Here is a 26,064-nt window from a genome sequence, read left to right on the forward strand (position 1 = left end):
GATTGTGATCAACGATATCAAGAAAGACGTCGAAGCACGCATGAAGAAGACCATCGAGTCCCTCGGTGCCGCCTTCAGCAAGATTCGTACCGGTCGTGCGCATCCGAGCATTCTCGATGCCGTGACGGTCGACTACTACGGTAGCCAGGTGCCGCTGAATCAGGTGGCCAACATCACCACCGAAGATGCGCGCACCCTGACTGTCGTGCCGTGGGAAAAGCCCATGGTGCCGAAGGTCGAGAAGGCCATCATGACTTCTGACCTGGGTCTCAACCCGTCCACCGCCGGTGACGTGATTCGCGTGCCGATGCCGATGCTGACGGAAGAGACGCGTCGTGGTTACACCAAGCAGGCGCGTGCAGAAGCGGAAAACGCCCGCGTGGCGCTTCGCAATGTGCGTCGTGACGCCAATGGCGACATCAAGAGCCTGCTCAAGGACAAGGACATCTCCGAAGACGATGCACGTCGCGGAGAAGACGAGATCCAGAAGCTGACCGACAAGTATGTGGCGGAAGTCGACAGTGCTCTGGAGCACAAGGAAACTGACCTGATGCAGGTCTGATCGGGTCTGCCGCCGGCACCCTGTCGGCGGCATCCGGTGCTCGTAGCGAGACCCCATGACGTCACCGAATTCCCTCTCCACGCCACGCCATGTGGCGATCATCATGGACGGCAACAACCGCTGGGCGAAATCCCGCGGCTGGGCTGGTATCCGTGGCCATCGTGCCGGTGCCGAGACCGTCCGCAGTACCATCCGTCGCGCTGCCGAGCAGGGCGTCGAGGTACTGACCCTGTTTGCTTTCTCCAGCGAGAACTGGAAGCGTCCGGCCAATGAGGTCAGTGCGCTGATGGAGCTGTTCCTCATGGCGCTCAAGCGTGAGGTCAAGAAGCTTCATCGACACGACATACGCCTCTCCGTGATCGGGGAGCGCAGCCGCTTCTCAAGCTCCATCCAGAAACATATCCGCAGTGCCGAAGAGATGACGCGCGACAATCGCGGCATGCATGTGGTCATCTGCGCCAACTACGGTGGCCGCTGGGACATTGCCGAGGCTGCCCGACGTCTGGCGACGCAGGTCGAGCGAGGCGAGCTCAAGGCCGCGGATATCGACGAGTCCCGCCTCGGGGCCGAGGTCTGTCTGAGTTCGCTCCCGGAAGTGGATCTGTGCATTCGCACCAGTGGCGAGCAGCGTATCTCCAACTTCCTGCTCTGGCAGCTGGCCTACGCCGAGTTCTACTTCTCGCCGGTGCTGTGGCCTGATTTCGACTCGGCGGCCTTCGATGAGGCGCTCGATGCCTATGCCCAGCGTCAACGGCGCTACGGCATGACCAGCGAACAACTCGACGCCGAGGGGCTCTAGTGCTCAAACAACGAATCATCACCGCGCTCATTCTCGCCCCGCTGGCGCTGTGGGGGCTGTTTGGCCTCGACGGTGCCGCCTTTGCGGTCATGACCGGGGGCGTGGTGGCACTGGCCGCCTGGGAATGGGCCAATCTTGCCGGCGTGCGTGCCGGCGCGGCGCGTCTGCTGTTTCCTGCCTGCATGGCGCTGGCGATGCTGCTGGTGTGGTGGGCGGATGCCTCCCAGGCTCGCTGGCCGCTCTATCTGGCGGCGCTGGCATGGGCCGTAAATCTGCGCTGGGTGATGCATTACCCCGAAAAGCGTCAGGAATGGCATGCCACCGGCATGCGACTGGGTGTCGGGGTCCTGGCACTGTTGCCGACCTGGTTCGGCTTTCTCCAGCTCAAGACCAGCGGTGGCGAGTGGCTGCTGTACGTGCTGCTGATGGTGTGGGCGGCGGATATCGGTGCCTATTTCTCCGGCAAGCGATTCGGCAAGCGCAAGCTGGCGCCACGTGTCAGCCCGGGCAAGTCCTGGGAAGGTGTCTACGGCGGGCTGGTCGCCACCGGATTGCTGGCCACCGGCTATGCGCTGGCAGGGCAGGCCGACTGGCTGCCGCTGCTGCTGGTCACGCTGGGCGTCACTGGCGTTTCGGTGCTGGGAGACCTGCTGGAAAGCATGTTCAAGCGCGAGCGTGAGATGAAGGACTCCAGTCAGCTGTTGCCGGGGCACGGCGGCATCATGGACCGCATCGATAGTCTGACGGCGGCCGTGCCGTTGTTTGCGCTACTGTTGCCCTGGGTGCTGGGAGGTGGTGCGTGATGGCGGGTGACATGTCCTCCAATGCGCCGGTGCAGCGCATCACGATTCTGGGGGCCACCGGCTCCATCGGCTCCAGCACGCTGGATGTGATCTCGCGCCATCCGGAGCGCTATGTGGTGCATGCATTGAGTGCCGCCACGCGCCATGAGGCGTTGCTGGAGCTGTGCCTGGCCCATCGACCTCAGGTGGCGGTGATCGCCTCCGCCGAGGCGGCGCTGTGGCTCGGTAAGGCGCTCGAGGGCGTCGAGAGCTATCAGGGCACGCCCATCGAGGTACGTCACGGTGAGCAGGCGCTGGTGGACATCAGCGAGGCCCCCGAGGTCGACAGCGTGATGGCGGCCATCGTGGGTGCTGCCGGGCTGCTGCCGACTCTGGCCGCGGTGCGTGCGGGAAAGCGCGTCCTGCTGGCCAACAAGGAGGCGCTGGTGTGTGCCGGCCAGTTGTTCATGGATGCGGTGAAGCAGCACGGTGCGACGCTGCTGCCCATCGATTCCGAGCACAACGCCATCTTCCAGTGCCTGCCGCCCGAGCATCGCGATGGGCTGGCCCCCATCGGGGTCGAGAAGCTGCTGTTGACTGCCTCGGGTGGCCCGTTCCGTGACGAGGCCGAGTGGCCTGCCGAGCGCCTGGCGACGGTGACGCCGGCCGAGGCCTGCGCGCATCCCAACTGGTCGATGGGGCGCAAGATCTCCGTCGACAGTGCCACCCTGATGAACAAGGGGCTGGAACTGATCGAGGCCTGCTGGCTGTTCGCCTGTGGGCCCAACGACATCCAGGTCGTCGTGCATCCCCAGAGTGTCATTCACTCGATGGCGGCTTACAGTGATGGTTCGGTGCTGGCCCAGATGGGCAATCCCGACATGCGCACGCCCATCGCCTACGCGCTGGCCTGGCCGGAGCGCATCGATGCCGGCGTCGAGCCGCTGGATCTTTTCCAGGTGGCGCGACTCGACTTCCGTGCCGCTGATGAGACGCGCTTCCCGTGTCTGCGTCTGGCGCGTGAAGCCATCGCGGCAGGCGGTACCTGGCCTGCAGTGATGAATGCCGCCAATGAGGTGGCAGTGGCAGCCTTTCTCGAGGGCCGCCTGGCCTTCGATCGTATCCCGGTGGTGGTGGAAGCCGTCATGCAGGCTCGCCCGCCCCTGGCGGTGGATGGTCTCGAGGTGATCCTGTCCGAAGATGCCGCGGCACGTGAGTTGGCAGCCGCCCAATTGGCCCTCGTCGGGCCCTGAAATCCTATCTTGCACTGTCTTGTCACTTTCCTTGTGGGCGTGACAGGGCAGGCTGCCCATCTCGGGCACCAATTTCCAGGAGCGCGTGATGGGTGTGATCCAGAATATTCTTGCCGTGATCGTCGTGCTGGGGGTGTTGATCACCATCCATGAGTACGGTCATTTCTGGGTCGCGCGTCGTTGCGGCATCAAGGTGCTGCGCTTCTCCATCGGTTTCGGCAAGCCGTTCTGGTCGTGGACGGACCGCCACGGCACGGAATACGGTGTCGCGGCCATTCCATTGGGCGGCTACGTCAAGATGCTGGATGAGCGCGAGGGGCCAGTCGACCCGTCGGAGCGCCATCTGGCCTTCAATACCAAGTCCGTCTGGAAGCGCATCGCCGTCGTCTCGGCAGGGCCGCTGGCCAATTTCCTGCTGGCGATTCTGGCGTACTGGGCGCTGTTCGTCGCCGGTACCACGACCGTGGTGCCGATGGTCGGAGCGGTGGCGCCGGACTCTCCTGCAGGGCGTGCCGGGCTGACGCCCGATGCGGAAATCGTCGCCATCAATGATCAGCCGACACCAAGCTGGGAGGCGATCAATCTGCGCCTCATCGGCGCGATAGGGGACGACCAGCTGACGATCACCACCCGTGCTCCGGGCGCCAGTGCCTCGCGTGAACAGACACTGGATGTCGAGCGCTTCCTGGTGGATCAGGATCCGCCGCGTCCGCTGGTCACGCTGGGCATCACCGCCTGGCGGCCCCAGCTGCCGGCGGTGCTGGGGCGAGTGCTGGAGGACGGTGCGGCGCAGGCTGCCGGCTTGAAGGCGGGAGACCGTATCGTCAGCATTGATGGCGTGCTGGTGGTGGACTGGATCGACTTCGTCGAGCGGGTGCGCGGTGCGCCGGGCGAGACGCTGTCCGTGCTGGTGGCGCGTGATGGCAAGGAAGAGACGCTGTCACTGACGCCCGCGAGCAATGCGCTCGATGACGGGCGTGTCGTGGGGCAGGTCGGCGCCGGTGTCGAGAATGTCAGCTGGCCGGAAGAGTATCAGCGTGAGCTCAGTTATGGGCCCCTGGCTGCCGTAGGGCAGGCGGTGAGCAAGACCGGCGAGATGACGGTGCTGACGCTGGACTCCATCCGCAAGATGCTGGTGGGCCTGATCGCGCCCTCCAATCTGTCCGGACCGATCACCATCGCGCGGATCGCCGGTGATACGGCTCGCTCCGGGCTTGAAGCCTTCCTGGGCTTCATGGCGTATCTGTCCATCAGTCTCGGGGTATTGAATCTGCTGCCGATTCCGGTGCTGGATGGCGGGCATCTGCTGTTCTATCTGGTCGAGGCGGTGCGCGGCAAGCCACTGTCCGAGAAGGTGCAGAATGCCGGGCTCAGGATCGGCATGGCGCTGGTCGGGTCGTTGATGTTCATGGCGATCTATTTCGACCTCATGCGTCTGTGGTAACCACCAGGATGGCGAAGACGGGGTGCCTCAGGATTGCCTCGCGTTTCCTGCAAGATGAACCAGAGCTGAACTGTCGCCCCTCATGAGGGTCAATTCATTGCACGGGCTGGCCAACATGGCCAACTCCCGTCATCATGCCCACACGACTTCGGCCCCGATTGCCGACCCCCAGGGGTGCTGTCTTGTCAGTAGCCAGGGGTTGTGTATAAGGTGCCTGTTTATCCAAGCGGGCGGAATCCAGAGAAGCGAAGCGACTGCATGAAACTCAAGACCATTGGATTGGCAGCTGCGCTGCTCGGGGCCAGTCAAGGCGCCTTGGCCGCGTCTTTCAAAGTATCCGACATCCGGGTAGAAGGCCTTCAGCGCGTGTCTGCGGGCACCGTGTTCAACGCCTTCCCCGTCTCCGCTGATCAGACCGTCGAGGATGATGATCTGTCCTCCGCGGCGCGCCAGCTGTTCGACACTGGCCTGTTTGATGATATCCGCCTCAAGCGTGATGGCGATGTGTTGATCATCGACGTGGTCGAGCGCCCGACGATCTCCAAGATCGAGATCGACGGCAACTCGCAGATTCCCGACGAGGACCTGCGCAAGGGCCTCAAGGAAGCCGGGCTGGCCGAAGGTCAGGTGTTGCAGCGCTCCACGCTGGAAGAGATGCAGCGTGAGCTGGAGCGCGTCTACCAGGCGCAGGGCCGCTACAGCGCTCGCATCGAGACCTCGGTGGAAACCCTCGAGCGCAACCGTGTTCAGGTCAATATCGACGTCAAGGAAGGTGCGGTCGCCAAGATCCACCAGATCAACATCGTCGGCAACTCCGCCTTCGATGACGAGACCCTGCGTGAACAGCTCGAGCTGGAAGACCGCCCGAGCTGGTTCTTCGGCTGGTTCTCCGACGACGAATACTCGCGCGAGAAGCTGACCGGGGACATCGAGACGCTCAAGTCCTGGTATCTGGATCGTGGTTACGTGAACTTCCAGGTGCGCTCGACCCAGGTGTCCATCTCGCCGGACAAGTCCGAGATCTTCGTCACCATCAATGTCGACGAAGGCAAGCCGTACAAGATCGGTGAGATCGGTTTCGCCGGCGACATCAAGATGAAGGAAGAGCGGGCGCGTGATCTGGTCAAGCTCGCTCCGGATGCCCTCTATTCCCAGCGTGATGTGACGGCTTCTAGCGAGGCCCTGCGTCAGGCATTGGGAGCCGACGGCTTCGCCTTCGCCAAGGTCAACGCCGTGCCTGAGGTCAATGAAGAGAGCGAGACGGTGGATCTGACCTTTGCGGTCGACCCCGGCAAGCGCGCCTACGTGCGTCGCATCAACTTCAAGGGCAATACCACGACGGCCGACGAGGTGCTGCGTCGTGAGATGACCCAGCTCGAGGGTGCGCCTGCCTCGACGGACAAGATCAAGCAATCCAAGCAGAAGCTCGAGCGCCTCGGCTTCTTCAAGCAGGTCGATGTGGACACGCGTCCGGTCGCCGGCGAGCCGGATCAGCTGGACGTCAACTACAACGTCGAGGAACAGCCGTCGGGCTCGATCTCGGCGTCGGTCGGCTTCTCTCAGGGTGACGGGGTCATCTACGGGGTGGGGCTGTCGCAGAAGAACTTCCTGGGCACCGGCAACGAAGTCAACATCAATGCCCAGAAGTCCGATGACTACACCAATGTCAGCTTCGGCTATACCGACCCGTACTGGACACTGGATGGCATCTCGCGTGGCTACAACCTGTTCTACCGCAAGGTGGATTACGACGATGATGACGATGTCGCCAGCTACGCGACCGACAGCTTCGGCGGTGGCATCAACTTCGGTTACCCGATCAACGAACTGTCGCGCCTGAATTTCGGTGCCGGTTACGAGTTCGTGCGCGTCAAGGACTTCGATGACAGCCCCGCCGAGGTCACGCAGTACATCAGTGATGAGGGCGAGGATTTCAACCTCTACAAGCTGACCGCCAGCTGGTCGCGCAACAATCTCAACCGCGGCATCCTGCCCACGGCGGGCAGCTCGCAGCTGCTGTCACTGGAAGTGGCAGTGCCCGGCTCCGATGCGGACTATTACAAGTTCCGCTACAAGGGGCAGAAGCTGTTCGAACTGCATGATGACTGGTCGCTCAAGTTCCGGACCGAACTTGGCTATGCCAATTCGTTCTCCGGCGATACCTACCCGTTCTTCAAGAACTTCTATGCGGGTGGTCTGGGCAGCGTGCGTGGTTACAGCTCCAACACCCTGGGTCAGGCATCCACCGAGGTCGATGACGGTGATGACGATACCCTGGGCGGCAACATCCTGGTCGAGGGCGGGATCGATTTGATCTTCCCGATGCCTTTCATTAAGGACAAGCGCAGCGTCCAGCCGTCGTTCTTCGTGGATGCGGGGAATACCTATCTGACGTCCTGCTACGATGTCGGCTCCAGCTATTCCAGTTCCTGCGAGAGTGGCGTGGACCTCGGCGATCTGAATTACAGCGCCGGTATCGGCCTGTCATGGATCACGCCGGTTGGCCCGCTGACCTTCAGTGTTGCGCAGCCCATCGGTGACGATGACGACGACGACACCGAGATCTTCCAGTTCTCACTGGGCCAGACCTTCTAAGGCGGACATGACGCCACACCGGTGGGCAACCGATGTGGCGTCATGTCCCCGCTGCCGGCGCCGCCGTTCCTGTTCTGGCGTCGGTCACCGAACAACAGGCCTACAAGGAGTTTTATGATGCGTAAATTGACCCGCGCACTGTGTCTGGCAGGCGGCCTCGCAGCCTTTGCGACCCCGATGATGGCCCAGGCCACGGAAGTGGCGGTCATGGACTGGCGCCAGGCGCTGTTGAGCTCCGATGCTGCCCAGCGTTCCATGAATCAGCTCAAGAATCAGCTGGCTGGCAAGCAGGATCAGGCCAAGGCGCTGGCCAAGGAGCTTGAGACCATGCAGAACAAGCTGCAGAAGGATGGTGCGGTGATGTCGGATTCCGAGCGCCAGTCACTGCAGCAGCAACTGCGCCAGAAGGGCGGGCAGTTCCAGCAGCTGCGCGGCCAGGTCCAGCAGCAGCAGCAGCAGGCCGAGCAGGCATTCCTCAAGCAATCCAAGCCCAAGCTGGACAAGGCCATTCAGCAGGTCGTCGACAAGCACGGTGTCGAGCTGCTGGTGGACCGCAGTGCCACGGTCTACAGCAAGGATGGTCTCGACCTGACCGATGAGGTCACCCAGGTCTTCAACTCGCTCAACTGATGTCGTCGCGCGTCACGGCGCGCGATGCCAGCATTGAGCATGCCTACGCGAATGCGAGCCAGCGGCGCCCGACGCCTAGAGACAGCATGAAAAAGCAACAATTCTCCTACACTCTCGAGGATCTGGCTCAGCGGCTGGGTGCTCGACTCGTTGGCGACCCGAACGTTCGGGTCTCTGGTCTGTCGACGCTGGTGGACGCGGCGCCAGGCGATATCGCCTTCCTCGCCAATCGCGCCTACCTCAAGTATCTCGCGGACTCTCAGGCCACGGCGGTGCTGCTGCACGAGAGTCATCTCGACGAGTGCAAGAGCCATGCGCTGGTGCTGGACAATCCTTACCTGGCCTATGCCGAGCTGTCACGGTTGTTCGATCCCATGGCACAGGCACCGCAGGCCAGCGTGCATCCCAGTGCGGTCGTCGATGAGACGGCCACGCTGGGCGCGAATGTCGAGATCGGCCCGCAGGTGGTGGTCGGCCCCGGTGTCAGTATCGGGGATGGCTCCCGTCTCCAGGCCGGGTGCGTCATTGGCGCTGACAGCGTGCTGGGCGAAGGGTGTCTGCTGCATCCCAATGTCACGCTCTATCACGGGGTGGTCATCGGGGCGCGGGCAGTCCTGCACAGTGGCTGCGTGATCGGTGCCGACGGCTTCGGTTTCGCCCACGACGGCAAGGGCTGGCACAAGATCGCCCAGCTGGGTGGCGTGATGATCGGTGATGATGTCGAGGTCGGCAGCTGCACCAGCATTGACCGAGGAGCACTCGGCGACACCATCATCGGCAATGACGTCAAGATCGACTCCCAGGTCCAGATCGCGCACAACGTGCAGATCGGAGATCACTCGGCGCTGGCCGGCTGTGTCGGTATCGCCGGTTCCACCAAGGTGGGTCGCTACTGTCTGATGGGCGGTGGCGTGGGGCTTGCCGGGCATCTGGAAATCTGTGATGGCGTGCAGGTCACCGGCATGAGTCTGGTGACCAATTCCATCACCAAGCCGGGCGTGTACTCGTCGGGTACCGGGGCGATGGACAATGGCCTGTGGCGCCGCAATGCCGTGCGTTTCAAGCAGCTGGATCAGCTCGCACGACGTCTGAACCAGGTCGAGAAGGACTTGAAGGACAGGTAGCGCTGCTCTGGCACCGCGGCAGGTGCCAGCAGGCGTTGTCCATGAGGCAGTGGTCGCTGGTTTTGTGCCTTGTGCCGAGCGCCTGTCCAGGCAGGTCATCTCGTCAGCCCGGCGACTCTGGGCAATGAGCGGCTGCCAGTCGCGCGCAAGGACGCTATAATGCGCGCCATTGCCAGAACGGCGGTCCGGACCGTCATTACATGCCTGCCCGAGTGCGGCAGGCATTTCGTTATTTCAGAGGTTGCAAGCCAATGGTTATGGACGTCAACGAGATCCGTGAGTATCTCCCGCACCGCTATCCTTTCCTGCTGATCGATCGGGTCATGGAACTGTCCCTTGGCGAGTTCATCGTCGCGCGCAAGAATGTGAGCATCAATGAGCCGTTCTTCAATGGCCACTTCCCGGGACACCCGATCATGCCGGGTGTGCTGATCGTTGAGGCCATGGCTCAGGCGGCAGGTATTCTGGGTTTCAAGACGGTCGACAAGCGTCCTGCCGATGGTTACATCTATTACCTCGTGGGCAGTGACAACGTGCGCTTCAAGCGTCCGGTCATGCCGGGCGACCAGCTCGAGATCAGCGCCCGCGTGCTGCGCGAGAAGCGTGGTATCTGGAAGTTCGCCTGTCAGGCCAAGGTCGACGGTGACGTGGTCTGTGAAGCCGAAATCATCTGTGCCGAGAGGAAGGTCGCTTGATACATCCTACTGCCATTGTCGATCCCGGCGCCCGCCTGGCCGACGATGTCGAGGTCGGTCCGTTTTGCGTGATCGGTGCCGACGTCGAGATCGGCGCTGGCACGGTGGTGGGGCCGCACGTCGTCATCAAGGGTACGACGGTCATCGGTGAGCGTAACCGCATCTTCCAGTTCGCCTCGGTCGGTGAGGATTGCCAGGACAAGAAGTACGCCGGTGAGCCGACACGCCTGGAGATCGGGGATGACAACGTCATTCGCGAGGGTGTGACCCTGCACCGGGGTACCGTCCAGGATGCCAGCCTGACACGCATCGGCAGTCGCAACCTGTTCATGGCCTACTCGCACGTGGGCCATGATTGCATCATCGGGGATGACTGCATCATGGCCAATCAGGCGACGCTGGGGGGGCATGTCCATCTGGGCAATCACGTCATTCTTGGCGGACTGTCGGCGGTGCACCAGTTCTGTCATGTCGGCGAGCACGCCATGGCGGGCGGTGGCTCCATCATCACCAAGGACATCGCGGCCTTCGTGATGGTCAATGGGCACCCTGCCGAGGCGCATGGCCTCAACAGCGTCGGCCTCAAGCGCCGTGGTTTCAGTCGCGAGACCATCTCCGCCCTGAACGCGGCCTACAAGACGGTCTTCCGTCAGGGGCTGACACTGGCGCAGGCACTCGAGAAGCTGGAAGGTGAGCCGCCTCTCGCCGAGCGCGATGTCTTCATCGCCTCGCTCAAGGCGTCCACTCGTGGCCTGACACGCTGAGCATGCGCATCTACCTGGTAGCCGGAGAGCTCTCCGGTGACATCCTCGGTGCCAGCTTGATGCGCGCGCTCAAGGCGCGTCATCCCGATGTCGAGTTTCGTGGCATCGGGGGGCCGCGCATGCAGGCCGAAGGCTTCGACAGCCTCTATCCGCTGGAAACTCTCTCCATCATGGGGCTGGTCGAGGTGCTCAAGCATCTGCCGGAGTTGATCAAGGTGCGTCGCCATCTGTTGCGCGACGCGCTTGAGTGGCAGCCTGACGTGATGATCGGTATCGATGCTCCCGACTTCAATCTGGGGCTCGAGCTGCGCCTGCGCAAGCGGGGCATCACCACGGCGCACTATGTCAGTCCCTCCGTCTGGGCCTGGCGTCAGGGCAGGGTGAAGACCATCCGCCGTGCCGTCGATCGCATGCTGACCTTCCTGCCCTTCGAGGCGGCCTTCTATCGCGAACATCAGGTGCCGGTGACCTTCGTCGGCCATCCGCTGGCGGATGAGTTGCCGCTCGAGGATGATCGCGCTGCTGCCCGCCTGCAGCTGGGGATTGCCCCCGACGTGCAGTTGCTGGCGGTGTTGCCGGGATCCCGTGGCAACGAGATCCGTTTCCTCGGCGAGACCTTCCTGGCCTCCATTGAGCGCCTTTGCCAGCGTTACCCTGCGCTTGAAGTGGTGATTCCGGCCGCCACGCCGCTGCGGCGTAGCGAGCTTGAGTCACTGATGCAGGGGCGCGAGGCGCTGGATCGCAGTCGCATTCACCTCATCGATGGCCAGTCGCGTGAAGCGATGACTGCCGCCGATGCCGTGCTGCTGGCCTCCGGTACGGCAGCGCTCGAATGTCTGCTGTGTCATCGTCCGATGGTGGTGGCCTATCGCATGGCGCCGATGACCCACCGCATCGCACGGCACATGGTCAAGACCGATTGGATTTCGCTTCCCAACCTGATTGCCCGCGAGACATTGGTGCCGGAGCTGATCCAGGACGCAGCCACGCCGGAGTCCATCGAGGAAAGCCTCGCTCCCTTGCTGTCGCGTGCCGCCGGCGATGTCTGTCGCCAGCGTGAGCTGCGTGAGCGCTTCGTCGCCATGCATCGTGAGTTGACCTGTGATGCCAGCGCCGCGGCCGCCATTGCCATCGGTGAGCTGGCGGGGCGCTGATCACGGCCGCCCGTGATGCCTTTACTGACTGATACCCCCTGATCGGCAGGCCGCAACAGTGGTCTGTCGGTTGTCTGACGCCCCGAGATACCATGACCGACTCTGCCGATCGACCCGCCACTCTGCCCGCCAGCCGCAAGCGCAAACCCGCCGATGATTTCCCGGCGCTGGTGATCCCCTATCACGGGGAGCTGCTGGCAGGTATCGATGAGGTCGGGCGTGGACCGCTGGTCGGGCCCGTAGTGGCGGCAGCGGTGATTCTTGACCCGAATGACCCTATCGAGGGCATCACCGACTCCAAGAAACTCAGCGAGAAGAAGCGCCTGGCACTGTACGAGCAGATTCGTGCGCGTGCCTGGGCCTGGGCGATCGCCGAGGCTACCAGTGAAGAGATCGATGAGCTGAACATCTATCAGGCCACGCACCTGGCGATGCGGCGTGCTGTCGATGCCCTGGGCGTACGCCCGGAATATCTGCTGGTGGATGGCAACCGCTTGCCGGGGCACGAGATTCCCGGCATGGCAGTGGTGAAGGGCGACCTGCGCCACGCCGCCATCGGCGCGGCTTCCATACTGGCCAAGGTATACCGCGATGCCCAGATGGCAGCGCTGGATGCCTGCTTCCCCGCCTACGGTTTCGCGCGTCACAAGGGCTACCCGACCCGCGAGCATCAGGCTGCCATCGAGACGCATGGCATCCTTACCCTGCATCGCAAAAGCTTCGGGCCGGTCAAGCGGCTTTACATGGCCGGGCATGTGCCGCAGGCCGTGCCGGAAGATGCATTGATCGCGCTGCCAGCACCGGTTGAGCCAACCGCTGAGCCGGACAAGGCTGTCGAGTCATCAGGGCAATCGTCGGGGCCGTCAGAGCAATCGTCGGGGCCGTCAGAGCAGGAAGCGGCCCTGGCGACGAGTGAGCCGAGCCAGTCTCCCGCTGCAAAAAAGCCGCCAGCCGTGGTCTGACTGATGCCAGTGAGACCACGGCATCCCCGTCAGTCGAGGTCGTCCTGACAGGCGAGGCGCCTTCAGACGCTGCCCCCGACGCGCTATCCTTGGCAGCGGAGTCCCCGCCTTCAGCGTCCGAGGCGCCGGCAGCGTCAGCGCGGCCATCGTCACCCGCCGCGACTGAATCCTTTACCGTCACGCAGACTTCACGAGCCGATTCCATGACCACGCCCTTTGTTCACCTGCGCGTTCACACCGAGTTCTCTCTCGTCGATGGTCTGCCCGGCGTCAAGCCGCTGATCAAGGCGACCGCCACGGCAGGCCAGCCGGCTGTCGCGGTCACCGACGAGGCCAACCTGTTCGGGCTGGTCAAGTTCTACTCCAATGCCCGAGGTGCCGGGATCAAGCCGATCATCGGTTCCGATCTGTGGATGACCAATCCGCAGGACGTCACACGTCCCTACCGCATCACGCTGCTGGCGATGAATGACATCGGCTATCGCCATCTGACCGAGCTGATCTCGCGTGGTTGGACCGACGGCCAGAAGCAGGGGCGTGCCTATCTCGAGAAGCAGTGGATCTTCGAGCAGGCCGAGGGGCTGATCGTGCTGTCCGGGGGGCGCGAGGGCGAGATCGGGCGTCATTTGCTCTCGGATCACGAAGACACCGCACGGACCCTGCTGAGCGAATGGAAGGCGGTCTTCGGGGATCGCTTCTATCTGGAGCTGACCCGTACCCAGCGCCAGTACGAGGAAGAGTGCCTGCACCTGTCGGTGGCGTTGGCGGAGGCGACCGATACCCCGGTGGTCGCCACCAATGACGTGCGCTTCCTCAAGCGTGAGGACTACTGGGCCCACGAGACACGCGTGGCCATCGGGGAAGGCAAGGCGCTGGATGACCCGCGCCGCGAGACCCGCTACAGCGATGAGCAGTACCTGAAGACCGCCGAGGAAATGCACGAGCTGTTCGCCGACATTCCCGAAGCGCTCGAGAACAGCGTGCTGATCGCGGCGCGCTGTTCCGTGACGGTTCAGTTGGGGACCTACTTCCTGCCCGAGTTCCCGGTGCCGGAAGGCATGACGATGGATGAGTTCTTCCGCAAGGTTTCCCATGATGGCCTGACGGAACGCCTCGAGAAGCTCTATCCGCGCGACAGGCATCCCCGCGACAGCGAAGCCTGGGCTGACACCGAACAGCGCTATCGTTCCCGCCTGGACTTCGAGCTCGACATCATCCTGCAGATGGGCTTCCCCGGGTACTTCCTGATCGTCATGGACTTCATCCAGTGGGGCAAGGACAACGGCGTGCCGGTCGGCCCGGGGCGTGGTTCCGGTGCCGGCTCACTGGTGGCCTATGCCCAGAAGATCACCGATCTGGATCCGCTGGAATACGACCTGCTGTTCGAGCGCTTCCTGAACCCGGAACGTGTCTCCATGCCCGACTTCGACGTCGACTTCTGCATGGAGAAGCGCGATCGCGTCATCGATTACGTGGCCGAGCGCTACGGGCGCAATGCGGTCTCGCAGATCGTCACCTTCGGCACCATGGCCGCCAAGGCGGTGGTGCGTGACGTGGCGCGTGCCCAGGGGCGTCCCTACTCGCTGGGCGACAAGCTCTCCAAGCTGATTCCCTTTGAAGTCGGCATGACGCTGGAGAAGGCCATCGAGCAGGAGCCTCAGCTCAAGGAATTCATCGAGAACGATGAAGAGGCCCAGGAAATCTGGGAGATGGCGCTCAAGCTCGAGGGCACCACCCGCGGTACCGGCAAGCACGCCGGGGGCGTGGTGATCGCTCCCACCAAGCTGACCGATTTCTCGCCGCTGCTGTGTGAAGAGGATGGCAGCGGTCTGGTGGTGCAGTTCGACAAGAACGATGTCGAGGAAGCCGGGCTGGTCAAGTTCGACTTCCTGGGGCTGCGTACCCTGACCATCATCGACTGGGCGACCGAGATGGTCGACAAGGTCCGTGAGCGTGAAGGGCTGCCGCCGCTGGAGATCGATGACATTCCGCTGGACGACGCCAAGACCTTCGACATGCTGCAGAAGGCGGAGACGACGGCGGTCTTCCAGCTGGAATCCCGCGGCATGAAGGAGCTGATCAAGAAGCTCAAGCCTGACTGCCTGGAAGACATGATCGCCCTGGTGGCCCTGTTCCGTCCGGGCCCGCTGCAGTCCGGCATGGTGGATGACTTCATCAACCGCAAGCACGGTCGCTCAGAAGTGTCTTATCCACACCCGGATTATCAGCACGAGCTGCTCAAGCCGGTACTGGAGCCGACCTACGGCATCATCCTGTACCAGGAGCAGGTCATGCAGATCGCGCAGGTGCTGGCCGGCTACACGCTGGGCCAGGCCGACATGCTGCGCCGCGCGATGGGCAAGAAGAAGCCGGAAGAGATGGCCAAGCAGCGTGCCGGCTTCATGGAAGGGTGTGCCGAGAAGGGCATCGACAAGGACCTGGCGGGCAACATCTTCGACCTGGTGGAAAAGTTCGCCGGTTACGGCTTCAACAAGTCCCACTCGGCGGCCTATGGCCTCGTCTCCTACCAGACGGGCTGGCTGAAGGCGCACTATCCGGGACCGTTCATGGCCGCGGTGATCTCGACCGAGATGCAGACCATCGAGAAGGTGGTACCGCTGATCGAGGAATGCCGCCATATCGGCCTGACGGTCACGCCACCGGACGTCAACATCGGTGGCTACAAGTTCACCGTCGACCTCGAAGGGCGCGTCGTCTACGGGCTGGGCGCGATCCGTGGCGTGGGCGAGGGCCCGATCGAGGCGATCGTCAGCGCACGTGCCGAGGGTGGGCCGTTCAGCGACATCTTCGACTTCTGCAAGCGCATCGATGCCAAGAAGATCAACAAGCGCACCCTGGAGGCGTTGATCCGCTCCGGGGCGCTGGACAACATCGGCCCGTCCCGTGCGGTGCTGATGCTGGCGGTGGAGGATGCGCTCAAGGCCGCCTCCCAGAATCATGCCAACAACGATGTCGGCATCACCGACATGTTCGGCGATGCCTTCAGCGAGCCGGAAACGGATGTCTACGCCGGCTATCGCAAGGCGCGTGAGTGGACCGACAAGGAGCGCCTCACCGGCGAGAAGGACACCCTGGGGCTCTATCTGACCGGCCATCCCATCGATGAATACGAAGGTGAGCTCAAGCGCTTCATCAATGCGCGCATCAGCGACCTGAAGCCGTCGCGGGAGCCGCAGCGCATCGCCGGGCTGGTGATCGCCATGCGCACCATGAAGTCCAAGCGTGGCGATACCATGGCCTTCGTGACCCTGGATGATCGCACCGGACGCATCGAGGCCTCGATGTTCGGCGAACTCTACGACCAGGTACGCAACAAGCTGGTACCTGACAGCGTGGTGATCGTCGAGGGGGAGGTCAGTCAGGATGATTATTCCGGCGGCCTGCGCCTGCGTGGCAAGGATGTCACGCCGATCATCGATGCGCGGGCGCGCTTCGGTGAGGCCGTCGAGATGAGCATCGCCGCCGAGGATATCGGCGGACGCTTCACCCAGCAGCTATCCACGCTGTTGACGCCGCACCTGGCCAGCGAAGGCCTGCCGATGCGGCTACGCTATCGCAATGCCGCCGCGGAGGCCTGGCTGGAGCTTGGTGAGCAATGGCGCGTCGCCCCCAGCGATGAACTGCTGATCCAGCTGGGTGAGGTGGAAGGCCAGCGCGGCGTGCGACTCAAGTACCGTGAGTGATTGTTGATCAAGGGGAAGGGACGCCATCCCTTCCCCTTGATGATGCAAGTGAAACGAGGTGGTGAAGGGCGTGGGGGAGAGGCAATCCCTCGCCGAACGGGCGGGCAAGGTTTGCACCTGTCGAACAGGGTGCGATAATGCCCCCCTATCTTTTCCGTACCCAATTCCATGCCGACTGTGACCGCCGTGAGCCACAGATCGCCTGAGCGCTTGCTCAGGGGGAGTGACCCGGCCGACTCGCTTTCCTGGCTGCCCGAGACGACGAACGAAACGCCTTATGAATCCCAATTATCTGGACTTTGAACAGCCGATCGCCGAGCTGCAGGCCAAGATCGAGGAACTCCGTCTGGTCGGTAACGACTCCCAGGTCAACCTGTCTGACGAGATCGCTCGTCTGCAGGACAAGAGCACCAAGCTCACCGAGTCCATCTTCAAGGACCTCGGTGCCTGGCAGGTATCTCAGCTGGCGCGTCATCCGCAGCGTCCGTATACCCTCGACTACCTCGAGAACCTGTTCACGGATTTCGATGAGCTGCACGGTGACCGTCACTACGCGGACGATGAAGCCCTGGTCGGTGGCATCGCGCGTCTCGACGACAAGCCGGTGATGGTGATCGGTCACCAGAAAGGCCGTGACGTGAAGGAAAAGGTGCGTCGCAACTTCGGCATGCCGCGTCCGGAAGGCTACCGCAAGGCCTGCCGTCTGATGGAGATGGCCGAGCGCTTCAAGATGCCGATCCTGACCTTCATCGACACCCCGGGTGCCTATCCGGGCATCGGTGCCGAGGAGCGCGGTCAGTCCGAGGCCATCGCCTACAATCTGGCAGTGATGTCGCGTCTCAAGACCCCGATCATCTCCACCGTCATCGGTGAGGGCGGTTCCGGTGGTGCACTGGCCATCGGCGTGTGTGACGAGCTCAACATGCTGCAGTACTCCACCTACTCGGTGATCTCGCCGGAAGGTTGTGCCTCCATCCTGTGGAAGAGCGCAGAGCGTGCCGCCGATGCCGCTGATGCCATGGGCATCACGGCCTCGCGCCTCAAGGAGCTGGGCTTCGTCGACAACCTGATCAAGGAGCCGCTGGGTGGCGCGCACCGCAACCCGCAAGCTGCTGCCGACAGCATCAAGGCCGCGCTGGGTGAAGGCCTGGAGCGTCTTGGCGCGCTGGATACCGACGCCCTGCTGGAGCGTCGTTACCAGCGCCTGATGAGCTACGGCGCACCGGCATGATCTCTGCACATCACGCTTGATGCGCATGCAGTTCACGCCTGAGTGACCAGGACGCCTCCGGAATCTTCCGGGGGCGTCCTTGCGTTCAGGGCCGCTTTTTCTCCGCTCACTCCATCCATCTACTTTCGCGACGGGAGCCCGGCATGTCTCTGTCTTCCTCACTGGACTCGATGTCCTCGTCTCCGCAGTCTCTTGGCGAGATGGCGGAATCGCGCGCACTCGTTGCCGTCCGTGCGGCGTTGGCAGCAACGGATTCAAGGCACACGGTATGGATCGCACTCTCGGGCGGACTGGATTCGGTGATGCTGGCGAGGCTGGTGGCGCGAGCGGCGCAGGAGTGCCCGCGACGGCTGCGCTTGGTGCATGTGCACCATGGCCTGCAGGCGGCCAATGATGATTTCGAGCGTCTGGCGCGCAGGCTGGCCTCGCGGTTGGGGCTGCCGTTGAGTGTGCGCCATCTGGCGCTGGATGAGGCCGCATTCAAGTCGCGAGGCGTGGAGGCTGCCGCACGTGAGGCGCGGCTGGCGGCACTGACGGCCTGTCTGGCGGCGGGCGATAGCCTGTGGCTGGCGCAGCATCAGGATGATCAGGCCGAGACACTATTGCTCAACGCGCTGCGCGGCAGTGGCGGGCGCGGGCTGGCGGCCATGCCGCCTGAGCGGGCGCTGACCGTGGGCAACTTGTCCACTGGGCGAGATCTGCCCCCCCATGCGCGTGCACGACTGGTACGCCCGCTGCTGGATGTCTCTCGACGTGATCTCGAGACTCTGGCGAGTCAGCAAGGGCTATGTGTCTCACGAGACTGGTGCGAGGACCCCAGCAATCTCAGTCAGCGTTTCGATCGCAATTATCTGCGTCACACGGTGCTGCCGGCACTCGAAGGGCGTTGGCCACAGGCTGCGGGCAGCCTTGCGCGCTCAGCGCAGCAGCTCCAGGAAGAGCAGTCATTGCTGGATGAGCTGGCGGCCGAGCTGCTGGCGAAGGTACGGCTGTCAGGCGCGGAGCGCGTCACGCCGGGGCAGGAGCTGGAGCAAGGGCAGGAGCAAGAGCAAGAGGTGCAGCTGTCGCTGGCACGTCTGGGCGAGTTGAGTGAGCCACGTCAGCGTCTGGTCCTGCGCCACCTGTGCCAATCACGCGGCTGGCCGGTGCCGCCGCGCGGGCGCCTGGCCAGTCTGCAGCAGTGGATCGTCACGCCGCCGGACTCGGTGGCGGAGGTGCGCTGGCACAGTCCGGTCTCAAGTCTGGTGGTGCGCCTCTGGCGCGGTCAGCTGTGGTGGCAGGTGAGTGATACCGTTACAAGGCATGGTCTTGGTGATGGGGTCAGTGACTGCCAACGGCGTGAACTGGATGATCGGGCGAGACAGAGCTGGCAGGCATTGGCCGCGCAGGAGGACGAAGTCGTGATCGGTCAGCGTCAGCCGGGTGATGTCATGCGTCTGGCTGACAGGGGCCGGCGGGACCTCAAGCGCCTGCTGCAGGAAGCCGACATCCCACCCTGGCAGCGCCACCAGCTGCGGGTAGCGCGACGTGTCCGCGATCAAGCCATCGTGGCGCTATGGCATCCCGCGTGCGGGTGGTGGTTGCGAGCAAAGCCGAGTGGCTGACTGTGGGCCTCAGAAGTCGGCCCCGGGAGTCAGTCTCGACAGAGAGTCTCACGGGGCCCTGGGCGTAGTGGCGGGACAGCACGAGGCCAGGGCGGCGTCCGTTCTCAGTCGACGTCTTCGAGGGTGAGCGTCATGTCGGCGGCCTTCTGCAGACTGCTTTCCTGGGTCAGGTCATCACAGATCAGACTGTGATCCCGATATTCTTCTGCCAGGCTCAGTCGCAATTCGTCGCCCTTGGCGCTCAATTGCGTGCCGAGGACAGGCTGTTCAGGGCGTGAATGATTGAGCATCACGGCGATGCGCAGCAGGCGCGCCAGGCGGGCGAGGCGTGGCTGGAGCGTCAGCGGCAGATTGGCAAGCTCCCGGCTGGCGAACTTGCGACGATGGGCGCGTACCAGGAAGGCGAGCGCCTTCTGCTCCGGTCGCGAGAACCCCTGCAGGTCGGAATGCTCGATCAGGTAGGCGCCATGACGATGGAACTGGCTATGCGAGATGGCCAGCCCGACTTCATGCAGTTCGGCCCCCCAGGCCAGCATCTGACGGGAGGTTGCCCCCAGTGACCACGCATCCGCGACCTGGTCGAACAGCGCCAGCGCGGTATCGCGCACGTTGGCCGCATGGCGGGTGTCGATACCATAGCGACGACGCAGCAGATCGATGGCCGCGATGCGCGAGTCTTCCGCCGTATTGCGACCGATCAGATCAAACAGCACGCCTTCGCGCAACGCGCCATCGGAGTAGCGGATCTGCTCGAGTTCCAGGGCTTCGAAGATACCGCACAGGATCGCGACCCCGGCCGGGAAGACGCTGGCGCGGTCACTTTTCAGGCCTGGCAGGCTGACCTTGTCGAGACGCTTGAATCCCAAGAGAGCGGTGCGCAGCCGATGGAGTCCCTCGCGAGTCACCAGGCCGTGTGCTGCCCAGCCATGGGCTTCCATCACGCTGGCGGCTGCCTTGATGGTGCCGGAGGAGCCGACGGGGTCGTCCCAGCCCAGCTCGCGATAGCTGCGCTGTATGCTGGCCAGCTCCGAGCGAGCGGCCAGTTCGGCACGGCGCATGCGTTTCTCGCTGATCTCGCCGTCAGAGAAGAATGTCTTGGTATAGGCCACGCAGCCCATGTGCAGACTTTCCAGCAACAGCGGCTCGAACTGTTCACCGATGATGAATTCCGTCGAGCCGCCGCCGATGTCGATGATCAGGCGCTTGCCATGCACATCGGCCAGGGCATGGGCGGCCCCCAGATAGATCAGGCGCGCTTCTTCACGGCCGGCGATGATCTCGATGGGATGCCCCAGCAATTCCTCGGCGCGATCGATCAATGTCTGGCTGTTGTGCGCGGCACGCAGCGCGTTGGTGCCGACGATGCGCAGATGCTCCGCCTCGATGCCATCCAGGAAGGGCGCGAACTGTGCAAGGCAGTTGAGCGCACGCTCCATGGCATCTTCACTGAGCATGCCGTCTTCATCCAGGCCAGCTGCCAGCTGGATCTTCTCGCCCTGCTTGGCCACGACCTGCAATTGTCCGGCCTGATGATTGGCCAGCAGCAGATGGAAACTGTTGGAGCCGAGATCGATGGCGGCCAGCTTCAACAGTGGTGCATCGTCACTGGTGTCCGTGGCAGCGGGGGGGCTGTCAGGTAGAGAGGAGGCTGAATCACTCAAATGCATGGTCCTTGTGGCAGGTCCTGCTGGCAGGCCTTGCGCGAACGGGCGCTGCTACATGCGCTGTCCTCGAGGGCAGGGCGCCATGTGCCAAGCCGTCCACGCTGCGGAGTATCACGGTAAAGAATGCAATGTCAGTCTGGATCAAGGTTGCGGCGACTTGTGTGAGGTGTCAAACCTCATGGCATGTCGTCGGCAGGATCGGTCGAGAGTGGGGCATGTCAGAGACAGGGCGTGGTAGTCTACTGGTGCGACATGACAGTCGTGCGAAGCGCCAGAGAGCGATGCCTCTCGTGCAAGGCGCTCGCGTGACACCGCTCGTCCCGGGGCTTGCCGTCATCGTCGTCACGCTGAAGCATCATCATTTACCTGCAGGAAGATCAGCAAGGCCGATGTGGCCTGGGAGATAACGTCGCGATGAGCGAACGTGTGGCACCGATTTCAGAAAGAGACTTTGAATCCGTGGTGTTGGAGAGCGAGCAGCCGGTACTGGTGGATTTCTGGGCCTCCTGGTGTGGGCCGTGCAAGACGGTGGCCCCGACACTCGAGTCGCTGGCGGAGGAATATGAAGGGCGGTTGAAGATCGTCAAGGTCGATGTCGATGAGGCCCCTGAACTGGCGTCCCGTTTCGGCGTTCGTGGCGTGCCGACCCTGATGCTGTTCCTGTCCGGAAATGTCGAGGCCAGCAAGGTCGGGGCGATGCCTCGTGCGCAATTGGCCGCCTTCCTGGATGCCAACCTGTGATGGGGGATGACGCCGTCAGTTGAGCGGCGGCCCCGTCCCCCGGGCTGCGCTGGCATGGCCTCTGAGCACGGGACTTGCGTTCGAGGTGAAGCTTGACTACCATCGAGGCGTTCGCCTGATTACACGCTCTCTGATTGCGTCATGTCGACCGTCCCACGGTCCCCCAGTTGTCAGCCAGCCCTCTGGTAATTCTGTCCTTCTATTCACAGGTCAGCCACCAGGCGATTCATACCGCTAGATTCCATATCGAGAAGACTTTTACGTCAGGAAGCACGACGCCCCATGTCCTTGCGGACGGGCTGCAGTCGCTCGACACTCCGTTGCCGAATCCGTTGTACGGCCGTGGTGAGTGATCTTTCCTGAACCTTTGGCACCTGTATTCTTTCCACTCAGGCGCTTGCCCCCGGGAATGCTGTCGAGATCAGCCTGCACTCACACAGTACAGTGTCAGTCTCTGCCTCCTGCTCGTCTTCTCGATTCCCTTCTTATCTTCAGCCCTGCTGACACGAGCTACGTTCAAACAAGCCGATGAATCTTACCCAACTCAAGCAAAATACCGTCCCGGAACTGCTGGAACTCGCCCAGACCATGGGGATCGACAACCTGGCACGTTCGCGCAAGCAGGACATCATCTTCGCCATCCTCAAGAAGCACGCGAAAAGCGGCGAGGATATCTATGGTGATGGTGTGCTGGAAATCCTGCAGGACGGCTTCGGCTTCCTGCGCAGTGCGGATTCTTCCTACCTTGCTGGCCCCGACGACATCTACGTTTCCCCGTCCCAGATTCGCCGCTTCAATCTGCGCAAGGGCGATACCATTTCCGGCAAGATTCGTCCGCCGAAGGAAGGGGAACGTTACTTCGCGCTGCTCAAGGTCAATCAGATCAACTTTGACCGTCCCGAGAACGCCAAGCACAAGATCCTGTTCGAGAACCTGACGCCGCTGTTCCCGCAATCGCGTCTGCTGATGGAAATCGGCAACGGTTCCACCGAGGACATCACCTCGCGCATCCTGGATCTCACGGCCCCGATCGGCAAGGGACAGCGTGGTCTGATCGTGTCACCGCCCAAGGCGGGCAAGACGATGATGCTGCAGAACATCGCCGCCTCCATCACTCGCAACAACCCCGAGTGTCACCTCATCGTGCTGCTGATCGATGAGCGTCCTGAGGAAGTCACCGAAATGTCGCGCACCGTGCGCGGCGAAGTCGTGGCCTCCACCTTCGATGAGCCGCCGGCCCGTCACGTCCAGGTCGCCGAGATGGTGATCGAGAAGGCCAAGCGTCTGGTCGAGCACAAGAAGGATGTCGTCATCCTGCTCGATTCCATCACGCGTCTGGCACGTGCCTACAACACCGTGGTGCCGTCCTCCGGCAAGGTGTTGACCGGTGGTGTCGATGCGCATGCCCTCGAGAAGCCGAAGCGCTTCTTCGGTGCCGCGCGCAACATCGAGGAAGGCGGCAGTCTGACCATCCTCGCCACGGCACTGGTCGACACCGGTTCCAAGATGGACGAAGTCATCTTCGAGGAGTTCAAGGGCACCGGTAACATGGAAGCGCACCTCGACCGCAAGCTGGCCGAGCGTCGTGTCTTCCCGGCACTCAACATCCGTCGTTCCGGTACGCGTCGTGAAGACCTGATCGCGTCTGAAGATGAAATGCAGCGCATGTGGATCCTGCGCAAGCTGCTCAATCCGATGGAAGACGTGGCCGCGACCGAATTCCTGATCGACCGCCTGAAAGATACCAAGACCAACCTCGAGTTCTTCGAGGCCATGAAGCGCCGCTGAGCCGATGTCCTGAGTTGACGAGGCAATGCCATGGATTCCCCACGTGATTCCGTTCAATGACGGAATCACGTGGGGAATCCGCACTTCCCGAGACGCCCATCTCCTGATCAGGAGATGGGCGTCTTGCGTTGTCGGCCTGCCGACTATCGGCTGGCAATGGTATGCTCGGAACCTGATCAAGCCGACCGGAAACTCCCATGCAGTATCGAGACTTGCGCGATTTCATCGCGGCGCTGGAAGAGAAGGGCGAACTCAAGCGCATTCGTGCCGAGGTGGACCCTTACCTGGAGATGACCGAGATCTGCGATCGCACCCTGAAGGCGGGTGGTCCGGCGTTGCTGTTCGAGAACGTCAAGGGCCACAGCATGCCGGTGCTGGGCAATCTGTTCGGCACACCGCGTCGTGTGGCGCTGGGCATGGGGCAGGAATCGGTCGAGGCACTGCGCGAAGTCGGCGAGCTGCTCGCCTTCCTCAAGGAGCCGGAGCCGCCCAGAGGCTTCCGTGATGCCTGGGACAAGCTGCCGATCTTCAAGCAGGTGATGAGCATGGGCCCCAAGCGGGTCAAGCGTGCGCCCTGTCAGGAGGTCGTACTGGAGGGGGATGATGTCGATCTCGACATGATTCCGATTCAGCACTGCTGGCCCGGAGATGCCGCGCCGCTGGTGACCTGGCCGCTGGTGATTACCCGCGGGCCGCACAAGGAGCGTCAGAACCTCGGCATCTACCGTCAGCAGAAGCTTGGCAGGAATCGGCTGATCATGCGCTGGCTGGCGCACCGTGGCGGGGCTCTGGATTTCCGTGAGTGGCAGAAGGCCCATCCGGGTGAGCCCTTCCCGGTCGCCGTGGCGCTGGGGGCTGACCCGGCGACGATTCTGGGCGCTGTCACTCCGGTGCCGGATACGCTGTCCGAGTACGCCTTCGCGGGGCTGCTGCGCGGCTCGCGCACCGAGCTGGTCAAATGTGGCCTGTCGGAGCTCGAGGTGCCGGCCAGCGCCGAGATCATCCTCGAGGGCTATCTGTATCCGGATGACATGGCACCGGAAGGCCCCTACGGCGATCACACCGGCTATTACAACGAGGTCGAGAGCTTCCCCGTCTTCACCATCGAGCGCATCACCCATCGTCGCGATCCGATCTATCACTCGACCTATACCGGGCGTCCACCGGATGAGCCGGCGATTCTCGGTCTGGCCCTCAATGAGGTCTTCGTGCCGATTCTGCGCAAGCAGTTCCCGGAGATCGTCGACTTCTATCTGCCGCCGGAGGGATGCTCCTACCGCATGGCGGTGGTGACGATGAAGAAGCAGTACCCCGGCCACGCCAAGCGCGTGATGATGGGAGTCTGGAGCTTCCTGCGCCAGTTCATGTATACCAAGTTCGTGATCGTGCTGGATGATGATGTCGATGCCCGCAAGTGGGAAGATGTCATCTGGGCCATCACCACGCGGATGGACCCGAGCCGTGATACCGTTCTGGTCGACAATACGCCGATCGACTATCTCGATTTCGCCTCGCCAACGGCGGGGCTCGGCTCCAAGATGGGCATGGATGCCACCAACAAGTGGCCCGGCGAGACCGACCGCGAATGGGGCGAGCCCATCGTGATGAGCGACGAGATCGTCTCGCGGGTCGATGAGCGCTGGGACAGTCTGGGCATTCTGGATTGAGTCTCACCTGACCATCACCACTCATGCATTTACCCTGCCTCGGCGCCAGGCGTCGCGGCAGGCTTCAGACAACAAGAGGATACGATGACGGCGCGGACCCTGACCTGTCATGTCGAGAGTGTGGAAGACCTGACCCCGGACGTGTTTCGTGTGCGCTTTGCCGCACGTCCCGAGGCCCTGGCGCATGCGCCGGGCCAGTATCTCGAGATGAAGCTCGACGACACCACCTGGGTACCGTTCTCCATCGCCAACGCTGCCAAGGGAGATGGCGTGCTTGAGCTGCATATCCAGCACTGGCCGGAGCGCAGCAACTCGGCGCGTCTGCGCAGCCTGCTGGTCGCGGCCAATCAGCTGGAGTTGCGCCTGCCGAATGGCGAATGCGTGCTCGATCTCGACGACCCCAGTCCCATCGTGCTGATCTGTGCCGGTACCGGATTCTCGCAGATGCATGCCATGTTGCAGGCAGCGTTTGCACACGGCCTCAATCAGCCCATCGAACTGTGGTGGGCCGCGCGTGAGCGTCGGGATCTGTATCTGGAAAGCGCCGCGCTCCACTGGGCCGCCAGTCAGCCCAATTTCCGCTACGTGCCGGTACTGGAAGAAGCGCCTGAGGCGGGTGATGCCCACCATCAGGCACTGGAAGCGGCTGGGGTCGAGGCAAGCTTCAATGGCCATATCGGACGTATCGATGATGCGCTGCGAGCGCATGCGGAGAGCATGGCAGGCAAGCGCGTCTATCTGTCGGGCTCGCCCGGCATGGTCTATGCCTGTGTCGATGCGCTGACGCCGTTGGGGGTCGAGGCCAGCGCGCTGAGCTCCGATGTCTTCAGTTATGCACCACGCGAGCCGCTGCTGGATCCGGCGCTGGTATCCGGCTGAAGCTGCCTGACGTTGCCTGAAG

General features: G+C 62.9%; 19 protein-coding genes and 1 pseudogene. 19 read left to right on the forward strand and 1 reads right to left on the reverse strand.

Annotated elements, in window-relative coordinates; all coding sequences use genetic code 11:
• Positions 1-4 precede the first annotated feature (4 nt).
• The 15 genes and pseudogenes from frr to tilS all read left to right on the forward strand — a co-directional run bounded on the left by frr (position 5) and on the right by tilS (position 19,303).
• A complete protein-coding gene (gene frr / locus PJK54_RS14325) occupies positions 5-562 on the forward strand; it encodes a ribosome recycling factor (protein WP_077377825.1) in 558 nt (185 codons plus the stop codon).
• Between the two features lie 55 nt (positions 563-617).
• Positions 618-1,361 (forward strand): polyprenyl diphosphate synthase, encoded by a 744-nt coding sequence (gene uppS / locus PJK54_RS14330; protein ID WP_084207816.1) that lies wholly within the window; start codon positions 618-620, stop codon positions 1,359-1,361.
• On the forward strand, positions 1,361-2,164 hold the full coding sequence (locus PJK54_RS14335) for a phosphatidate cytidylyltransferase (protein ID WP_084207817.1): 804 nt from the start codon (positions 1,361-1,363) through the stop codon (positions 2,162-2,164). The genes uppS and PJK54_RS14335 overlap by 1 nt, the downstream gene beginning before the upstream one ends.
• Before the next feature lie 11 nt (positions 2,165-2,175).
• Positions 2,176-3,396 carry a 1-deoxy-D-xylulose-5-phosphate reductoisomerase gene (gene ispC / locus PJK54_RS14340; RefSeq protein WP_271303220.1) on the forward strand — a complete coding sequence of 407 codons (1,221 nt, stop codon included), beginning with the start codon at positions 2,176-2,178 and terminating at the stop codon, positions 3,394-3,396.
• Positions 3,397-3,484: 88 nt separating this feature from the next.
• Positions 3,485-4,840, forward strand: a complete 1,356-nt coding sequence (gene rseP / locus PJK54_RS14345) for a sigma E protease regulator RseP (protein ID WP_084207818.1) — start codon at positions 3,485-3,487, stop codon at positions 4,838-4,840.
• Positions 4,841-5,098: 258 nt separating this feature from the next.
• Positions 5,099-7,435 (forward strand): outer membrane protein assembly factor BamA, encoded by a 2,337-nt coding sequence (bamA, locus tag PJK54_RS14350; RefSeq protein ID WP_271303221.1) that lies wholly within the window; start codon positions 5,099-5,101, stop codon positions 7,433-7,435.
• A 117-nt stretch (positions 7,436-7,552) separates the two neighbouring features.
• Positions 7,553-8,065, forward strand: coding sequence for an OmpH family outer membrane protein (locus PJK54_RS14355; protein WP_077377836.1), 513 nt, complete (start codon positions 7,553-7,555; stop codon positions 8,063-8,065).
• Between the two features lie 86 nt (positions 8,066-8,151).
• On the forward strand, positions 8,152-9,189 hold the full coding sequence (lpxD, locus tag PJK54_RS14360) for a UDP-3-O-(3-hydroxymyristoyl)glucosamine N-acyltransferase (RefSeq protein WP_077378183.1): 1,038 nt from the start codon (positions 8,152-8,154) through the stop codon (positions 9,187-9,189).
• Positions 9,190-9,440: 251 nt separating this feature from the next.
• The gene (fabZ, locus tag PJK54_RS14365) at positions 9,441-9,884 is read left to right on the forward strand and encodes a 3-hydroxyacyl-ACP dehydratase FabZ (protein ID WP_077377839.1); all 444 of its coding nucleotides are present in this window, start codon (positions 9,441-9,443) and stop codon (positions 9,882-9,884) included.
• Entirely contained in the window at positions 9,881-10,648 is a 768-nt protein-coding gene (gene lpxA, locus PJK54_RS14370; RefSeq protein ID WP_077377842.1) for an acyl-ACP--UDP-N-acetylglucosamine O-acyltransferase, read from the forward strand. The genes fabZ and lpxA overlap by 4 nt, the downstream gene beginning before the upstream one ends.
• Positions 10,649-10,650: 2 nt before the next feature.
• Positions 10,651-11,802 carry a lipid-A-disaccharide synthase gene (gene lpxB / locus PJK54_RS14375; RefSeq protein WP_271303222.1) on the forward strand — a complete coding sequence of 384 codons (1,152 nt, stop codon included), beginning with the start codon at positions 10,651-10,653 and terminating at the stop codon, positions 11,800-11,802.
• A gap of 92 nt (positions 11,803-11,894) precedes the next feature.
• Positions 11,895-12,539 (forward strand): annotated as a pseudogene (gene rnhB, locus PJK54_RS14380) (ribonuclease HII); the annotation flags it as partial.
• Positions 12,540-12,967: 428 nt separating this feature from the next.
• A complete protein-coding gene (gene dnaE / locus PJK54_RS14385) occupies positions 12,968-16,468 on the forward strand; it encodes a DNA polymerase III subunit alpha (protein WP_077377851.1) in 3,501 nt (1,166 codons plus the stop codon).
• A 277-nt stretch (positions 16,469-16,745) separates the two neighbouring features.
• The gene (gene accA / locus PJK54_RS14390) at positions 16,746-17,699 is read left to right on the forward strand and encodes an acetyl-CoA carboxylase carboxyl transferase subunit alpha (protein ID WP_084207821.1); all 954 of its coding nucleotides are present in this window, start codon (positions 16,746-16,748) and stop codon (positions 17,697-17,699) included.
• A 143-nt stretch (positions 17,700-17,842) separates the two neighbouring features.
• Positions 17,843-19,303 carry a tRNA lysidine(34) synthetase TilS gene (tilS, locus tag PJK54_RS14395; protein WP_271303223.1) on the forward strand — a complete coding sequence of 487 codons (1,461 nt, stop codon included), beginning with the start codon at positions 17,843-17,845 and terminating at the stop codon, positions 19,301-19,303.
• Positions 19,304-19,407: 104 nt separating this feature from the next.
• Here the strand turns inward: tilS and ppx are convergent, their stop codons facing one another.
• Positions 19,408-20,970 carry an exopolyphosphatase gene (gene ppx, locus PJK54_RS14400; RefSeq protein WP_442870685.1) on the reverse strand — a complete coding sequence of 521 codons (1,563 nt, stop codon included), beginning with the start codon at positions 20,968-20,970 and terminating at the stop codon, positions 19,408-19,410.
• Between the two features lie 411 nt (positions 20,971-21,381).
• Here ppx and trxA point away from each other — a divergent pair, with 411 nt between their 5' ends.
• The 4 genes from trxA (at position 21,382) to PJK54_RS14420 (ending at position 26,042) form a co-directional block, all read left to right on the forward strand.
• Positions 21,382-21,708 carry a thioredoxin gene (gene trxA / locus PJK54_RS14405; protein WP_077377859.1) on the forward strand — a complete coding sequence of 109 codons (327 nt, stop codon included), beginning with the start codon at positions 21,382-21,384 and terminating at the stop codon, positions 21,706-21,708.
• Positions 21,709-22,236: 528 nt separating this feature from the next.
• Positions 22,237-23,496: a transcription termination factor Rho gene (gene rho / locus PJK54_RS14410; RefSeq protein WP_077377862.1), complete on the forward strand. Its 1,260-nt coding sequence runs from the start codon at positions 22,237-22,239 to the stop codon at positions 23,494-23,496.
• A gap of 197 nt (positions 23,497-23,693) precedes the next feature.
• Positions 23,694-25,163: a 4-hydroxy-3-polyprenylbenzoate decarboxylase gene (gene ubiD / locus PJK54_RS14415; protein WP_271303224.1), complete on the forward strand. Its 1,470-nt coding sequence runs from the start codon at positions 23,694-23,696 to the stop codon at positions 25,161-25,163.
• An 84-nt stretch (positions 25,164-25,247) separates the two neighbouring features.
• On the forward strand, positions 25,248-26,042 hold the full coding sequence (locus PJK54_RS14420; protein WP_176494248.1) for an FAD-binding oxidoreductase: 795 nt from the start codon (positions 25,248-25,250) through the stop codon (positions 26,040-26,042).
• Positions 26,043-26,064 lie beyond the last annotated feature (22 nt).

The sequence above is a fragment of the Cobetia sp. MMG027 genome, assembly GCF_027947415.1.
Taxonomy (GTDB): Bacteria; Pseudomonadota; Gammaproteobacteria; order Pseudomonadales; family Halomonadaceae; genus Cobetia; species Cobetia marina.

Bases quoted from the DNA above. Each gene is read 5' to 3' on its own strand.
- uppS (WP_084207816.1), top strand. From the start codon at position 618: ATGACGTCACCGAATTCCCTCTCCACGCCACGCCATGTGGCGATCATC.
- ispC (WP_271303220.1), top strand. From the start codon at position 2,176: ATGTCCTCCAATGCGCCGGTGCAGCGCATCACGATTCTGGGGGCCACC.
- rseP (WP_084207818.1), top strand. From the start codon at position 3,485: ATGGGTGTGATCCAGAATATTCTTGCCGTGATCGTCGTGCTGGGGGTG.
- bamA (WP_271303221.1), top strand. From the start codon at position 5,099: ATGAAACTCAAGACCATTGGATTGGCAGCTGCGCTGCTCGGGGCCAGT.
- PJK54_RS14355 (WP_077377836.1), top strand. From the start codon at position 7,553: ATGCGTAAATTGACCCGCGCACTGTGTCTGGCAGGCGGCCTCGCAGCC.
- lpxD (WP_077378183.1), top strand. From the start codon at position 8,152: ATGAAAAAGCAACAATTCTCCTACACTCTCGAGGATCTGGCTCAGCGG.
- fabZ (WP_077377839.1), top strand. From the start codon at position 9,441: ATGGTTATGGACGTCAACGAGATCCGTGAGTATCTCCCGCACCGCTAT.
- lpxB (WP_271303222.1), top strand. From the start codon at position 10,651: ATGCGCATCTACCTGGTAGCCGGAGAGCTCTCCGGTGACATCCTCGGT.
- dnaE (WP_077377851.1), top strand. From the start codon at position 12,968: ATGACCACGCCCTTTGTTCACCTGCGCGTTCACACCGAGTTCTCTCTC.
- accA (WP_084207821.1), top strand. From the start codon at position 16,746: ATGAATCCCAATTATCTGGACTTTGAACAGCCGATCGCCGAGCTGCAG.
- tilS (WP_271303223.1), top strand. From the start codon at position 17,843: ATGTCTCTGTCTTCCTCACTGGACTCGATGTCCTCGTCTCCGCAGTCT.
- ppx (WP_442870685.1), bottom strand. From the start codon at position 20,970: ATGCATTTGAGTGATTCAGCCTCCTCTCTACCTGACAGCCCCCCCGCT.
- trxA (WP_077377859.1), top strand. From the start codon at position 21,382: ATGAGCGAACGTGTGGCACCGATTTCAGAAAGAGACTTTGAATCCGTG.
- rho (WP_077377862.1), top strand. From the start codon at position 22,237: ATGAATCTTACCCAACTCAAGCAAAATACCGTCCCGGAACTGCTGGAA.
- ubiD (WP_271303224.1), top strand. From the start codon at position 23,694: ATGCAGTATCGAGACTTGCGCGATTTCATCGCGGCGCTGGAAGAGAAG.
- PJK54_RS14420 (WP_176494248.1), top strand. From the start codon at position 25,248: ATGACGGCGCGGACCCTGACCTGTCATGTCGAGAGTGTGGAAGACCTG.